Source organism: Pseudomonas sp. CFBP13508 (genome assembly GCF_005233515.1).
Taxonomy (GTDB): domain Bacteria; phylum Pseudomonadota; class Gammaproteobacteria; order Pseudomonadales; family Pseudomonadaceae; genus Aquipseudomonas; species Aquipseudomonas mercuritolerans.
The window spans coordinates 664,580-679,339 of the sequence record NZ_QFZZ01000002.1 but is presented as its reverse complement, the minus strand read 5'-3'; the positions used below and the strand labels follow the sequence as shown (position 1 = coordinate 679,339).

The 14,760-nt window shown below is 60.1% G+C and carries 14 protein-coding genes; 12 read left to right on the top strand and 2 right to left on the bottom strand.

What is annotated here, in order from left to right; genetic code table 11:
- Window positions 1–4 precede the first annotated feature (4 nt).
- The 12 genes from iscX to PspCFBP13508_RS07415 all read left to right on the top strand — a co-directional run bounded on the left by iscX (window position 5) and on the right by PspCFBP13508_RS07415 (window position 11,618).
- Window positions 5–205 carry a Fe-S cluster assembly protein IscX gene (gene iscX, locus PspCFBP13508_RS07470; protein ID WP_016773328.1) on the top strand — a complete coding sequence of 67 codons (201 nt, stop codon included), beginning with the start codon at window positions 5–7 and terminating at the stop codon, window positions 203–205.
- Between the two features lie 87 nt (window positions 206–292).
- On the top strand, window positions 293–718 hold the full coding sequence (gene ndk / locus PspCFBP13508_RS07465) for a nucleoside-diphosphate kinase (protein WP_016773329.1): 426 nt from the start codon (window positions 293–295) through the stop codon (window positions 716–718).
- 28 nt (window positions 719–746) lie between these two features.
- Complete coding sequence (gene rlmN, locus PspCFBP13508_RS07460) at window positions 747–1,895, top strand: 23S rRNA (adenine(2503)-C(2))-methyltransferase RlmN (protein ID WP_024014215.1); 1,149 nt, start codon at window positions 747–749, stop codon at window positions 1,893–1,895.
- A 12-nt stretch (window positions 1,896–1,907) separates the two neighbouring features.
- Window positions 1,908–2,666, top strand: a complete 759-nt coding sequence (gene pilW, locus PspCFBP13508_RS07455) for a type IV pilus biogenesis/stability protein PilW (protein ID WP_073473307.1) — start codon at window positions 1,908–1,910, stop codon at window positions 2,664–2,666.
- Complete coding sequence (locus PspCFBP13508_RS07450) at window positions 2,666–3,685, top strand: RodZ family helix-turn-helix domain-containing protein (protein ID WP_137214101.1); 1,020 nt, start codon at window positions 2,666–2,668, stop codon at window positions 3,683–3,685. The genes pilW and PspCFBP13508_RS07450 overlap by 1 nt, the downstream gene beginning before the upstream one ends.
- Window positions 3,686–3,688: 3 nt before the next feature.
- Window positions 3,689–4,798 carry a flavodoxin-dependent (E)-4-hydroxy-3-methylbut-2-enyl-diphosphate synthase gene (gene ispG / locus PspCFBP13508_RS07445; protein ID WP_016773332.1) on the top strand — a complete coding sequence of 370 codons (1,110 nt, stop codon included), beginning with the start codon at window positions 3,689–3,691 and terminating at the stop codon, window positions 4,796–4,798.
- Between the two features lie 22 nt (window positions 4,799–4,820).
- Window positions 4,821–6,110, top strand: coding sequence for a histidine--tRNA ligase (gene hisS, locus PspCFBP13508_RS07440; RefSeq protein WP_137214100.1), 1,290 nt, complete (start codon window positions 4,821–4,823; stop codon window positions 6,108–6,110).
- A 41-nt stretch (window positions 6,111–6,151) separates the two neighbouring features.
- A complete protein-coding gene (locus tag PspCFBP13508_RS07435; protein ID WP_016773334.1) occupies window positions 6,152–6,793 on the top strand; it encodes a tetratricopeptide repeat protein in 642 nt (213 codons plus the stop codon).
- Window positions 6,786–7,937, top strand: coding sequence for an outer membrane protein assembly factor BamB (bamB, locus tag PspCFBP13508_RS07430; protein ID WP_016773335.1), 1,152 nt, complete (start codon window positions 6,786–6,788; stop codon window positions 7,935–7,937). The genes PspCFBP13508_RS07435 and bamB overlap by 8 nt, the downstream gene beginning before the upstream one ends.
- A gap of 135 nt (window positions 7,938–8,072) precedes the next feature.
- A complete protein-coding gene (gene der / locus PspCFBP13508_RS07425) occupies window positions 8,073–9,545 on the top strand; it encodes a ribosome biogenesis GTPase Der (RefSeq protein WP_024014210.1) in 1,473 nt (490 codons plus the stop codon).
- Window positions 9,546–9,690: 145 nt separating this feature from the next.
- Window positions 9,691–10,839 (top strand): pyridoxal phosphate-dependent aminotransferase, encoded by a 1,149-nt coding sequence (locus PspCFBP13508_RS07420; RefSeq protein WP_137214099.1) that lies wholly within the window; start codon window positions 9,691–9,693, stop codon window positions 10,837–10,839.
- Complete coding sequence (locus PspCFBP13508_RS07415) at window positions 10,827–11,618, top strand: amidohydrolase (RefSeq protein WP_137214098.1); 792 nt, start codon at window positions 10,827–10,829, stop codon at window positions 11,616–11,618. Before PspCFBP13508_RS07420 ends, PspCFBP13508_RS07415 begins: the two co-directional genes overlap by 13 nt.
- Window positions 11,619–11,794: 176 nt before the next feature.
- On the opposite strand, the gene leuA is transcribed toward PspCFBP13508_RS07415, so the two are convergent.
- Both leuA and PspCFBP13508_RS07400 read right to left on the bottom strand, forming a co-directional pair.
- Complete coding sequence (leuA, locus tag PspCFBP13508_RS07410; RefSeq protein WP_016773339.1) at window positions 11,795–13,474, bottom strand: 2-isopropylmalate synthase; 1,680 nt, start codon at window positions 13,472–13,474, stop codon at window positions 11,795–11,797.
- Between the two features lie 463 nt (window positions 13,475–13,937).
- Window positions 13,938–14,759 (bottom strand): peptidoglycan DD-metalloendopeptidase family protein, encoded by an 822-nt coding sequence (locus PspCFBP13508_RS07400; protein WP_073473296.1) that lies wholly within the window; start codon window positions 14,757–14,759, stop codon window positions 13,938–13,940.
- Between the last annotated feature and the right edge of the window lies 1 nt (window position 14,760).

The following is a 14,760-nucleotide window of genomic DNA, read 5'->3' as shown; positions in this document are numbered from 1 at the left end:
TGTCATGAGCTACGGTTGGAATGATGTTCAACGCATTGCAGAAGAGCTGGCCGAGGCCCATGAGGGACTCGACCCGTACTCTGTAGGTTTTGTCCGTTTGCAGCAGATGATTCTTGAACTGCCTGACTTCGATGCTACTTCTGGCCGGGTCGGCGAGAAGGTGCTCGAAGCGGTTCAGGAGCTCTGGGCCGCAGAATTGGACTGATCGTCTCGCAGGTTAGGCAATACCCAAGAACCCGCGTATAATTCGCGGGTTTAATTTTTCGCAAATTACCGTTTCTGGAGTTACACCATGGCTGTTCAACGTACTTTCTCCATCATCAAGCCTGACGCCGTTGCTAAAAACGTGATCGGCAAGATCACCACTCGCTTCGAAGACGCTGGCCTGCGCGTTGTAGCTTCGAAACTGAAGCAACTGTCCAAAGCCGAAGCCGAAGGCTTCTACGCTGAGCACAGCGAGCGCGGTTTCTTCGGTGACCTGGTTGCTTTCATGACTTCCGGTCCGGTTGTCGTTCAGGTTCTGGAAGGTGAAAACGCTATCGCTCGCAACCGTGAGCTGATGGGCGCTACCAATCCTAAAGAAGCTGCTCCAGGCACCATCCGTGCTGACTTCGCTGAATCGATCGACGCCAACGCCGTTCACGGTTCGGACTCCGAAGCTGCTGCCGCTCGCGAAATCGCTTACTTCTTCGCAGCTACTGAAGTAACCACTCGCTAAGCATTGCTTGCAGAGTGAAGGTGAATCCATGACTACATCGACTGTTAAAACAAACCTGCTGGGTCTGACCCAGCCGGAAATGGAAAAATTCTTCGACTCAATCGGGGAGAAGCGTTTCCGTGCCGGTCAGGTAATGAAATGGATTCACCACTTTGGCGTCGATGATTTCGACGCCATGACGAACGTCAGCAAAGCCTTGCGCGACAAGCTCAAGGCCATTGCTGAAGTGCGTGGTCCGGAAGTGGTCAGCGAGGACATCTCCAGCGACGGCACCCGTAAATGGGTGGTGCGCGTGGCGTCCGGCAGCTGCGTCGAGACCGTGTACATTCCCCAGGGCAAGCGCGGCACTCTGTGCGTTTCGTCCCAGGCAGGCTGTGCCCTGGATTGCAGTTTCTGCTCCACCGGCAAGCAAGGCTTCAACAGCAACCTCACCGCCGCCGAAGTCATCGGTCAGGTGTGGATTGCCAACAAATCTTTCGGCAGCGTCCCGGCCACCGTCGACCGCGCCATCACCAACGTGGTGATGATGGGCATGGGCGAGCCGTTGCTGAACTTCGACAACGTCGTCGCCGCCATGCATCTGATGATGGATGACCTCGGCTACGGGATCTCCAAGCGCCGCGTGACCCTGTCCACCTCGGGTGTGGTGCCGATGATCGATGAGCTGGCCAAGCACATCGACGTGTCCCTGGCGTTGTCCCTGCACGCACCGAATGACGCATTGCGTAACCAATTGGTGCCGATCAACAAGAAATATCCACTTAAGATGCTGCTCGAGTCGTGCCAGCGCTACATGTCCGCCCTTGGCGAGAAACGTGTGCTGACCATCGAGTACACCTTGCTCAAGGACGTCAACGACAAGCTTGAGCACGCGGTGGAAATGATCGAGTTGCTTAAAGATATCCCGTGCAAGATCAACCTGATCCCGTTCAACCCGTTCCCGCACTCCGGGTACGAGCGGCCGAGCAACAACGCCATCCGCCGCTTCCAGGATCAGTTGCATCAGGCCGGTTTCAACGTCACTGTGCGCACCACTCGTGGTGAAGACATCGACGCCGCATGTGGTCAATTGGTAGGGCAGGTGCTGGATCGCACCCGTCGCAGCGAACGTTACATCGCCGTGCGCGAGTTGAGCGCCGACAGCGATCTGGCACAGAACGCCGCGAACACTAACTAAGAGAGGATCTCTATGTCCCTGCGCTTTGCGCTGCTGTTGCTGTTGGCCAGCCTGTGCGCTGGCTGTGTCCTGTCGGGTGACTATAACCCGATGAAGACCAGCAAGGGCCGCGATGAAGCGCGGGCTGCCTACGTGCAGTTGGGGCTGGGCTATCTGCAGCAAGGCATGACCGAGCGCGCCAAGGTGCCATTGAAGAAAGCGCTGGAGCTGGACGGTTCCGACCCCGATGCCAATGCGGCCCTCGGTCTGGTGTTCCAGGCTGAAATGGAGCCGGCACTGGCCGACGAGCACTTTCGCAAGGCCCTGTCCTCACGTCCCACCGATGCACGCATCCTCAACAACTACGGCAGTTTTCTCTACGAAGAACAGCGCTACAAGGAAGCCTACGAGCGTTTTGAACAAGCGGCCGCCGATACCCTGTATCCTGAGCGCTCGCGGGTCTTCGAAAACCTCGGCATGACCGCCGCCAAGCTTGGCCAGCGTGATCTGGCCCAGCAACAGCTGGAAAAAGCCCTGCGCCTGAATCGCCAACAACCACGCGCATTGCTGGAAATGGCTGAGTTGTCCTTCGAAGACAGGCATTATGTGCCCGCGCGTGACTATTACGACCGTTTCAGCCAGCTCACCGAACAGAATGCACGTAGTCTATTGCTCGGCGTTCGGCTGGCAAAAGTGTTTGAAGATCGCGACAAGGCAGCCAGTTACGGTCTGCAATTAAAACGACTCTATCCCGGTACGCCGGAATATCAGCAATACCTGTCGGAGCAATGATGAAAGCGGCGCATCCCGAAGTTGTAGCAGCGAATCGCGTTAATCCCGGTGAGACCCTGCGCCAGGCCCGCGAAAGCAATGGCTGGTCGCTGGCCGAAGTGGCCCTCAAGCTCAACCTCACCGTGACATCCCTGAGCAATCTTGAAGCCGGCGCTTTCGACAAGCTGCCGGGGCATACCTTCGCTCGCGGTTACATTCGCGCCTATGCCAAATTGCTCGGCATGGACCAGACCGTTTTGGTTCAGCAGTTCGACCAGTCCACTGGCACCGACTCCCAGGGCAGCAATGTTCACGCCCTCGGTCGTATCGAAGAGCCGGTGCGGATTTCCCACACCATTTTGCGTATCGTCAGCCTGTTGTTGCTGATTGCGGTCATCGGCGGCGGTTTCGTCTGGTGGCAGGATCAGACTTCGCAGCGCACCCGCGATCTGACCAGCCTGGCACCGGAGCACGTCGAAGTCGAAGGCGCTGACGGCACCACGCAGATCCACCCGATCGACGAGCCGGAAGACCAGGCTGTCGCCGAAAATCAGGCTGACAATTCGACATCGCTGGCCTTGCCGCAGTCGGAAACCAGTGCTGAATCCACCGGCGCCGAGTCCGCAGCGCCAGCAACCGAGCCGGCTGCCCCGGCAGTTGCGCCAAGCGCTCCGGCACAGACGCCTGCGCCAGTGGTGGCGGCTCCGGCCACTCCAGCGCCGAATGTCCCTGCGTCACCGGCCCCGACCGCGCCGGTTGCTCAAGCGCCAAGCGCTGAAGCAGCTGCGCCGGTTGCCGGCGAAGGCCAGGTGCAATTGCAGTTCACCGGCGATTGCTGGGCACAGGTGACCGATGGCCGTGGCAAAGTGATTTTCAGTGGTCTGAAGCATAAAGGCGACAGCGTGAGTGTTTCCGGCAAGCCGCCGCTCGCCGTACGTCTGGGCGTCGCTCGCGCGGCACAGGTCAGCTACAACGGCCAACCGGTCGACATCGCTCCGTTCACCAGTGGCGAGACTGCTCGCCTGAAGTTGGGTCAATAAGTCATGCACGGCGAATCTCCAATCAAACGTCGCGAATCGCGCAAGATCTGGGTCGGCAACGTACCGGTGGGCGGCGATGCGCCGATCGCTGTGCAGAGCATGACCAACAGCGATACCAATGATGTCGCTGCGACCGTGGCGCAGATCAATCGTCTGGAAGCCGCCGGCGTCGACATCGTTCGCGTCTCGGTGCCGGACATGGACGCCGCCGAGGCGTTCGGCAAGATCAAGCAACTGGTCAAAGTGCCGTTGGTGGCTGACATCCACTTCGACTACAAAATCGCCTTGCGCGTGGCCGAACTGGGTGTGGATTGCCTGCGTATCAATCCGGGCAACATCGGTCGCGAAGACCGCGTGCGTGCCGTGGTCGATGCTGCGCGTGATCGCGGCATTCCGATCCGCATTGGCGTCAACGCCGGTTCCCTGGAAAAAGACCTGCAGAAGAAATACGGCGAGCCGACCCCGGCGGCGCTCGTCGAATCCGCGCTGCGCCACGTCGAGCACCTCGAACGCCTGAATTTCCAGGACTTCAAGGTCAGCGTGAAAGCCTCCGACGTGTTCATGGCCGTCGAAGCCTACCGTTTGCTGGCGAAAGAAATCGTTCAGCCGCTGCACTTGGGCATCACCGAAGCTGGTGGTTTGCGTTCGGGCACGGTGAAATCCGCCGTGGGCCTAGGTATGCTGCTCGCCGAAGGGATTGGCGATACTATCCGCATCTCGCTGGCGGCCGACCCGGTCGAGGAAGTGAAGGTCGGTTACGACATTCTCAAGTCTTTGCATCTGCGTTCCCGTGGCATCAACTTCATCGCCTGCCCGAGCTGCTCGCGGCAGAACTTCGATGTGGTGAAAACCATGAACGAGCTGGAAGGGCGCCTTGAAGACCTGCTGGTGCCGCTGGATGTCGCGGTCATCGGTTGCGTGGTCAACGGCCCCGGCGAAGCCAAGGAAGCCCATATCGGCTTGACCGGCGGCACGCCCAACCTGATTTACATCGACGGCAAACCGTCGCAGAAGCTGACGAATGACAATCTGGTGGACGAGCTGGAAAAGCTGATCCGCCAGAAAGCGGCCGAGAAGGTCGAAGCTGACGCTGCCGTTATTGCGCGCGGCTGATCGAACGAATTAAGGAAATTTTGTGAGCAAGTCTCTGCAAGCCATTCGTGGCATGAACGACATCCTGCCCGAACAGACCCCGCTGTGGCGTTATTTCGAAGGCACTGTGGCGCGTCTGCTGGATAACTACGGTTACAAGCAGATCCGCATGCCGATCGTCGAGTTCACCGAGCTGTTCAAGCGCTCGATCGGCGAAGTGACCGATATCGTCGAAAAAGAGATGTACACCTTCGAAGACCGCAACGGTGACTCCCTGACCCTGCGTCCGGAAGGCACTGCGGCCTGCGTACGTGCAGTGCTCGAACACGGCATCACCGGCGGTGGTCAGGTGCAGAAACTCTGGTACATCGGCCCGATGTTCCGCCACGAGCGTCCGCAGAAAGGCCGTTATCGCCAGTTCCACCAGATCGGTCTGGAAGTGTTCAACCTCGACGGTCCGGACATCGACGCCGAGCTGATTATCATGACCTGGCGCCTGTGGGGCGAGCTGGGCATTCGTGATGCGGTCAAGCTCGAGCTCAACAGCCTCGGCACCAGCGAATCCCGTGGTCGCTATCGTGAAGCGCTGGTCGAGTACCTCTCGGCGCGCCACGACAAACTCGATGAAGACAGCCAGCGTCGCCTGAAAACCAACCCGCTGCGCGTGCTCGACACAAAAAATGCCGACACCCAGGCCGTGCTGTTCGATGCACCGAAAATGGCCGACTACCTCGACGACGAGTCCCGCGCTCACTTCGAAGGCCTGAAGGCGCGTCTGGATGCCGTTGGCATTCCTTACGTGCTCAACCCGAAACTGGTGCGTGGCCTCGATTACTACAGCAAAACCGTTTTCGAATGGGTCACCGACAAGCTCGGCGCCCAGGGCACCGTGTGCGCGGGCGGCCGTTACGACGGGCTGGTCGAGCAGATGGGCGGCAAGCCAACCCCGGGCGTCGGTTTCGCCATGGGCATCGAGCGTCTGGTATTGATGCTCGAAACCCTTGAGCAGATCCCGCAGGAAATTTCCCGTCAGGTCGACGTCTACCTCTGCGCCTTCGGTGAAGAAGCCGAGCTGGCCGGTCTGGCTCTGGCCGAACGGATTCGCGATGAACTTCCAAACCTGCGCCTGCAAGTCAATGCCGGCGCCGGCAGTTTCAAAAGCCAGTTCAAGAAGGCCGACAAGAGCGGTGCGCTGTACGCATTGATCCTCGGTGACGACGAAATGGCCCAGCAAGTGGTAGGTTTCAAACCCCTGCGTGGCCAGGGCGAACAACAAAGCATTGCCTGGGATGCGCTCGCCGCTCACCTGGCCACCTGCGTCGTGCAGGGTTGAAGCTGTCTTAACAGCCGATTTAGCGATTAAGGAGTATTGGGGTGTCGAGTACCGAAGACGAACAGTTGGCGGATTTGAAGGACTGGTGGACACGCAACGGCAAACCTCTGGTCACCGGCGGCCTGTTGGCGCTGGTCATCGTGTTCGGCTGGCAGGCATATCACAAATACCAGAGCAACCAGTCGCAAGGCGCCTCGGTGCTCTATCAGCAATTGCTGGAAACCACGCTGACGCCTGACGGCAAGCCTGATGCCGCCCGCGTTGCGGATCTGGCCGGCAAGCTCAACAGCGAATACGGCGGGTCCGCCTACGCGCAGTACGGCAGCCTGTTCGTCGCCAAAGTAGCGGTCGACAGCGGCAAGCTGGACGACGCGGCAACCGAACTCAAAGCCATCGTCGACAAACCGGCCAACCCGGCGCTGGGCGAGATCGCCCGTCAGCGTCTGGCGCAGGTACTGGGCGCGCAGGACAAGGCCGAAGACGCCCTGAAACTGCTCGACGGCGATGCCGACAAAGCGTTCCTGGCCACTCGCGAAGAACTCAAGGGCGACCTGCTGGTGCGCTTGGGCCGTACCGATGACGCGAACAAGGCGTATCAAAAAGCCAAGGCGGCACTGTCGGATGAAGCGGCGGTCGGTGGCCTTCAAATCAAGCTCGACGACCTGGCCAAAGGGGATGCGTGACGTGATCCGTTGGAAGCATGCAGCATTGCTGGCTCTGGCCCTTCTGGCCGCGGGTTGCAGCAGCAACAGCAAGAAAGAATTGCCACCGGCCGAACTGACCGACTTCAAAGAAGAAGTGGTTCTGCAGAAGCAGTGGAGCCGCTCGATCGGTGACGGTCAGGGCGAAACCTACAACATGCTGGTGCCGGCGATCGACGGTGACACCATCTACGCCGCTGATGTGACCGGTGTGGTGATGGCGCTGGATCGCAGCAACGGCGACGTGAAGTGGGACCAGGATCTGGAACTGCCTGTCTCCGGCGCCGTTGGCGTGGGTTACGGTCTGGTACTGATCGGTACCCTGCGTGGCGAAGTCGTCGCTCTGGACACCAGCAACGGTGAAGAGAAGTGGCGTGCCCGCGTCAACAGTGAAGTCCTCGCGCCGCCCGCTAACAATGGCGACGTGGTCGTTGTGCAGACCCAGGACGATCGTCTGATCGGTCTGGACGCTGCCACCGGCAACCAGCGCTGGGTGTATGACAGCACCCCGGCGGTCCTGACCCTGCGTGGCACCAGTGCTCCGCTGGTGACCAACCGTCTGGCGGTAGCTGGCCTGTCGACCGGTAAAGTAGTCGCGCTGGACATCTCCAACGGCGTGCCGGTGTGGGAACAACGCATTGCCATTCCACAGGGTCGTTCGGAACTGGAGCGCGTGGTCGACATCGACGGCGGTCTGCTGCTGTCCGGCGGCACGCTGTATGTGGCCAGTTATCAGGGGCGCGTTGCGGCACTGGACCTGGAAAGCGGCCGTCAACTGTGGCAGCGCGATGCGTCGAGCTACGCCGGTATCGCTCAGGGTTTCGGCAGCGTCTACGTGAGCCTGTCCTCGGGCACCGTTGAAGGCGTCGACGAGCGTTCCACCACCGCACTCTGGAGCAACGACTCGCTGGCTCGCCGTCAACTGTCGGCACCGGAAGTGTTCTCCAGCTACGTAGCTGTGGGTGACCTGGAAGGTTATCTGCATCTGCTGAGTCAGGTCGACGGTCGTTTCGTCGGCCGTGAGCGCATCGACAGCGACGGCCTGCGTGCCCGTCCGCTGGTGGTGGGCGACACGATTTATGTGTATGGCAACAGCGGCAAACTGGAAGCCCTGACCATCAAGTAACAACTATGCTTGGGGTTCATCCCCAAGCGGCCCTGCATCAGCAGGGTTTGCAGCGCCCCCGGGTGTTGCCCCGAGCACCAGCCGCTGCCTCGCAGCGGCTTTTGTATTTTCTGAAATAACGAAGTGGAGAGCCGCATGGTTCCCGTAATCGCCCTGGTGGGCCGACCGAACGTCGGCAAGTCCACCTTGTTCAACCGCCTGACCAGGACTCGTGACGCCATCGTCGGCGACCTGTCCGGTCTGACCCGTGATCGCCAGTACGGTGAGGCCAAGTGGCAAGGGCGTTCCTACATTCTGATCGACACCGGCGGTATCTCCGGTGACGAACATGGTATGGACGAAAAAATGGCCGAGCAGTCGCTGCTGGCCATCGAAGAAGCCGATGTGGTGCTGTTTCTGGTAGATGCCAAGGCCGGTTTTACCGCTGCCGACCAGATGATCGCCGAGCATTTGCGCAAACGTAACAAGCGTTCCCACGTGGTTGCCAACAAGGTCGACAATATCGACCCGGAAATGGCCCGCGCCGAATTCGCCCCGCTGGGCATGGGCCACGCGATCCCGATCGCGGGCGCCCACGGCCGTGGCATCACGCAATTGCTGGAAGCCGCCCTGAGCGAGTTCCCGCGCGATGATGACGAGCCGGCTGAAGGCGAAGAGGAAGAAGTCGTTGCCGAAGGCGAGGAAGCCAAGCGCATTCCTGGCCCGAGCGAAAAAGACGGGATCAAGATCGCCATCATCGGTCGTCCGAACGTCGGCAAATCGACCCTGGTCAACCGCATGCTCGGTGAAGACCGCGTCATCGTGTATGACCAGCCTGGCACCACCCGCGACAGCATCTACATTCCGTTCGAGCGCAATGAAGAGAAGTACACGCTGATCGACACCGCCGGTGTGCGCAAGCGCGGCAAGATCCACGAAGAAGTCGAAAAGTTTTCCGTGGTCAAAACCCTGCAGGCGATCAAAGACGCCAACGTGGTGATCTTCGTCATGGACGCCCGCGAGGGTGTGGTCGATCACGACCTGAACCTGCTGGGCTTCGCGATCGAATCCGGTCGTGCGCTGGTCATCGCGATCAACAAGTGGGACGGCATGACGCCGAGCGAGCGCGACTTCGTCAAAGTCGAGCTGCAACGCCGACTGTTCTTCGTCGACTACGCCGACATTCACTTCATCTCGGCACTGCACGGCACGGGCGTGGGCAACCTCTACGCTTCGGTGCAGAACTCGTTCAAGTCCGCTGTGACCCGCTGGCCGACCAACCGTCTGACCCAGATTCTCGAAGATGCGGTAGGCGAGCACGCGCCACCGATGGTCAACAACCGCCGGATCAAGCTGCGCTACGCCCACTTGGGTGGTGCGAACCCGCCGATCATCGTGATCCACGGTAACCAGATCGAGAAAGTGCCGAAGTCTTATGTGCGCTATCTGGAAAACACTTACCGTCGTGTACTGAAGCTGGTCGGTACGCCGATCCGCATCGAGTTCAAGGGCGGCGAGAACCCGTACGAAGGCAACAAGAACACGCTGACCGACCGCCAGGTCAACAAGAAGCGTCGCTTGATGTCGCACAACAAGAAAGCCAGCAAGAAGCGCCGCGACAAGAAATAAAACAGCAGCTTCAAGTTGCAAGCTGCGAGCTTCAAGTAAAAGCAGAGAGGGCTTCGTATGAAGCCCTTTTTTGTGGGCGCGGGTTTTTGCTTGCAGCTAGCAGCTTGAGGCTTGAAACTTGCGTTTCACCTGCAAGGGGCCTCCGATGATCACCAGCAAGCTGCCGAATGTCGGCATCACTATTTTCACGCAGATGTCTCAGCTCGCGGCGCAGACCGGCGCGATTAACCTGTCCCAGGGTTTCCCGGATTTCGACGGCCCGCAGTCGTTGCGTGATGCGGTCGGGCGGCATATCGCCAGTGGCCATAACCAGTATTCGCCGATGACCGGTTTGCCGGCGTTGCGTCAGCAGATCGCGGCCAAGATCGCCCGCAGCTACGGCGTGACTGTCGATGCCGATCATGAAGTGACCGTAACGCCCGGCGCGACCCAGGCGATCTTCTGCGCGATTCAGGCCGTTATCCACAGCGGCGATGAAGTCATCGTGTTCGATCCGTGCTACGACAGCTACGCACCGGCGACGGAGCTGGCGGGTGGTCGTTGCGTGCATGTGCAGCTGAATCCGGTCGATTTCTCCATCGACTTCGATCAGCTCGCCGCGGCCCTGAGCCCGCGGACGAAAATGATCGTCATCAACACCCCGCACAACCCGAGCGGCGCATTGATCAGCCGCGCCGAGCTCGATCAACTGGCGGCGTTGATCCGTGATCGCGACATCTATCTGATCAGCGACGAAGTCTACGAACACCTGGTCTTCGACGGCGTGCCGCATGTCAGCGTGCTGGCCCATGAAGAGCTGTATCAGCGCGCGTTCGTGGTCAGTTCGTTCGGCAAGACGTACCACGTCACCGGCTGGAAAACCGGCTACGTCGTCGCCCCGCCAGCGCTGACAGCCGAATTGCGCAAGGTGCATCAGTACGTCAGTTTCTGTGGCGTCACGCCGCTGCAATACGCGCTGGCCGATTACATGGCCGAGCACCCGGAGCACGTTGAAGAGCTGCCGGGTTTCTATCAGGCCAAGCGCGATCTGTTCTGCGATCTGCTCGCGCCGTCGCGCTTCAGTTTTACCCGAGTCACCGGCACCTATTTCCAATTGGTCGATTATTCGCAGATCCGTCCGGATCTGAACGACGTTGAGATGGCCATGTGGATGACTCGCGAGCACGGTGTCGCGAGCATTCCGGTGTCGGTGTTCTACCAGAATCCACCGCAAGGCCAGCGCCTGATACGCCTGTGCTTTGCCAAACGCGAGGAGACGCTGCGTGAAGCGGCGGCGAAACTATGCGTGATCTGAGTGCATTGCCAGACCTGACTCTGGCGCTGATCCAGACCAGCCTGGCCTGGCACGACCGGCAGGCCAACCTTGAGCATTTCGAGCTGTTGCTGGAACAGGCCCGTGGCGCCGATCTGATCATCCTGCCGGAGATGTTCACCACCGGATTCTCGATGGAATCGGAAACCCTCGCCGAAGCCGAAAACGGCCCGACCAGCAAATGGCTGCGGGCGCAGGCGGCGAAGTTCAATGCGGTCATCACTGGCAGCGTGATCATTCAGGCGGCTGACGGCAGCCATCGCAACCGCTTGCTGTGGGCGCGGCCGGACGGCGAAGCGCTGCATTACGACAAGCGTCACCTGTTCCGCATGGCCGGCGAGCACAACCATTACACGCCGGGCGAGCGGCAGGTGCAGTTCGAGCTCAAGGGGTGGCGGATTCGTCCGCTGATCTGCTACGACCTGCGTTTCCCGGTGTGGAGCCGCGACGCGCAGGACACCGATCTGCTGCTGTACACCGCCAACTGGCCGGGCGCACGGCGTCTGCACTGGAACCGCCTGCTGCCGGCGCGAGCGATTGAAAACCTCTGCTATGTGGCGGCGGTGAATCGCGTGGGCAGCGATGGCAAGGGCTTCGCGTATACCGGCGACAGTCAGGTCCTGGATTTCCAGGGCGAGACGTTGCTGGCGGCGGGGGAGGCGGATGGTGTGTTCAAGGTGGTGCTGGAAGCTGCGCCGTTGGCGGCGTATCGCGAGCGCTTTCCGGCGAACCTGGATGCCGACACCTTTGAGTTCACCTGATACTCCCAGCGCCTGTCAGGACGCCTTCGCGAGCAGGCTCGCTCCCACAGGGAAATGTATTCCAAATGTGGGAGCGAGCCTGCTCGCGAAGGGGCCATAAAAGTCAGCCAGAAACCTGTAGGCAAAAAAAGGCCCCGGAGTTCGCACTCCGGGGCCTTTCGCATTTCAGCGGTCGATTACGCTGCTTTTGCCTCTGGCTGGCTCAGCGAGCGGTTCAGTGCGCTGAACAATGCCTTGAAGCTGGCGGTGGTGATGTTTTCATCGATACCCACGCCGTGCACCGCACGTTCACCGTTCACCCGCAGTTCGATGTAGGCCGCAGCCTTGGCATTGGTGCCCGCGCCGATCGCGTGTTCGTTGTAGTCCATGATTTCCACCGGAATCGGCAGGCCGGCGACCAGTGCTTCCAGTGCGCCGTTGCCCTTGCCGCGCCAGTGCAGGTTGGTTTCGCCCTGACCTTTGCTCGCCACTTCGACTTCGACGGCGCTGTTGCCGTTCTCTTCCTGCAGACGATGGCTGACCAGCGCGTACGGGGTGTTGGCCTGCAGGTATTCGCTGATCAACAGCGAGTGAATCTGCTTGGCGGTCATCTCCAGGCCCAGGCGATCGGTCTCACGCTGTACGACCTGGCTGAACTCGATCTGCATGCGACGTGGCAGGCTGATGCCGTATTCCTGCTCCAGCAAATAAGCGATGCCGCCCTTGCCCGACTGGCTGTTGACGCGGATCACTGCCTCGTAGCTGCGACCGATGTCGGCCGGGTCGATCGGCAGGTATGGCACTTCCCACAGGGTGTCCGGTTTCTGCTGGGCGAAGCCTTTGCGGATCGCATCCTGGTGCGAGCCGGAGAACGCGGTATGCACCAGATCGCCAACGTATGGGTGACGCGGATGCACCTGGATCTGGTTGCATTCTTCGACGACTTTGCGCACGCCGTCGATGTCGGAGAAGTCCAGCTCAGGGTCGACGCCCTGGGTGTACATGTTCAGCGCGACGGTGACGAGGTCGACGTTACCGGTGCGTTCGCCGTTGCCGAACAGGCAGCCTTCGACGCGGTCGGCGCCGGCCATCAGGCCCAGCTCGGTAGCGGCCACGCCAGTGCCACGGTCGTTGTGGGTGTGCAGGCTGATGATCACGCTGTCACGACGATTGATGTTGCGGCCGAACCACTCGATCTGGTCGGCGTAAACGTTCGGCGTCGCGCATTCAACCGTGGCCGGCAGGTTGAGGATCATCTTGTGCTCAGGCGTCGGGTTCCACACCTCGATCACTGCGTCGCAGACTTCCTTGGCGAATTCCAGCTCGGTGGCGCTGAAGGTTTCCGGCGAGTATTCGAAGGTCCACTCTGTCTCTGGCTGCATGGCTGCGTATTTGACGAACAGCTTGGCAGCGTTGACGGCGATGGCCTTGATGCCGTCCTTGTCCTGGTTGAAGACGATGCGACGGAAAGAAGGCGAGGTGGCGTTGTACAGGTGAACGATGGCTTTCTTCGCCCCGCGCAGGGATTCGAAAGTGCGCTCGATCAGGTCTTCACGGCCCTGGGTCAGCACCTGAATGGTAGTGTCGTCGGGGATGTGGCCTTCTTCGATCAGGGTACGCACGAAGTCGAAGTCGGTTTGCGACGCGGCGGGGAACGACGCTTCGATTTCCTTCACACCGACTTGCACCAGGGTTTTCCAGAAGCGCAGCTTCTTCGCCGCGTCCATTGGCTCGATCAGCGACTGGTTGCCGTCACGCAGGTCGGAGCTGCACCAGATCGGCGCTGCATCGATGGTCTTCGACGGCCAGGTGCGATCCGGCAGGTTGATGACGGGAAACGCGCGGTATTTCGAAGACGGGTCTTTGAGCATGCTCATCGGGAAATTCCTTGTTGTCTGGGCCGAAAAGAGGCGGCCTGCCGGTTGAACGAATGTTCTTGGAAAAGCGTGGGACGAGGCGCAGCGATTCAGCCTGGCAGTCGTGCGCTGACGAGGCACAGGCTGCGGTGCTGGCGAAGCTGAATGAGGGTGTGAGAGGTTTTCATGGCTTCAACCCTAACCGCGAGGGGAAAGGATGGCAAGCAGTCGGAAAAAATTGAGAGGAATACCCGGAAAGCGGGATTTTGCGGGAATTTATTGCGCTTAAGGCGGTGGAAGTTGTTGATGTTTGCGTAAGGCTTGATTGGGGCGCAATTGAGTTTTTGGAGATTCATCGAGTATGGCGGTGTTTTACAGGCCGCCTTCGCGAGCAGGCCCGCTCCCACAGGGGATCTTTGTTGTGAATAAGATCCAGTGTGGGAGCGAGCCTGCTCGCGAAGAGGCCGGTCGCCTCAACACATACTCAAGGTTGGAAGGCACCAATGAAAATCGCCGGATCCACCCGCGCGTCATTCAGGCTGACGTTCCAGTGCATATGCGGCCCGGTTGCCCGGCCGGTTGCGCCGACTTTGCCGACCACCGCGCCGCGCGCCAGTTGCTGGCCGTTTTTCACATCGATCTTCGACATGTGGCAGAACATGCTGATAAAGCCCTGGCCATGGTCAACAAACACCGTGTTGCCGTTGAAGAAGTAATTGCCGATCAGAATCACCTTGCCCGCCGCCGGGGTCTTGATCGGCGTGCCCGCGGGCACTGCGAAATCGAGACCGGCATGAGGATTACGTTCTTCGCCATTGAAGAAACGGCGCACACCAAACTTGCTCGACAGCGGCCCGTTGACCGGTTTGTCCAGCAGCAGATTGCTCGGCGTGTTCGGGCTGAAACTGCGGTAAGCCGCGATCTGTTCCGCCAGTTCACCCTCGATGCGCTTGAGGTTGTCGGCGTTCGGATTGACCTGCTGTTTGTTCTTCAGGGTGATGTGCTGTTCCGGGTATTTCTTGCTGCCCACGGTGAAGGGCAGATTGCGCCCGCCACTGCTGATCTGCTGCGTGCCGGGCTTGACCGTCAGCGGCACGCCAACGATCGCCAACCAGTTGTTCTGCTCTTTGACCACCAATACCGGTTTGCCTTGATAAGTGGCTTTCGGCGCCTGCGCGGCGGTGCCCAGATCCACCACGGCGACGCCGCCCGGCACCGGTTTGTTCAGCAGTCGGGTGATGTAACTGTCGGCGTGGGCATTGAAGGTCAGGCAGAGCAACAGCAGCGGAGCGAGAAAACGCGGCATG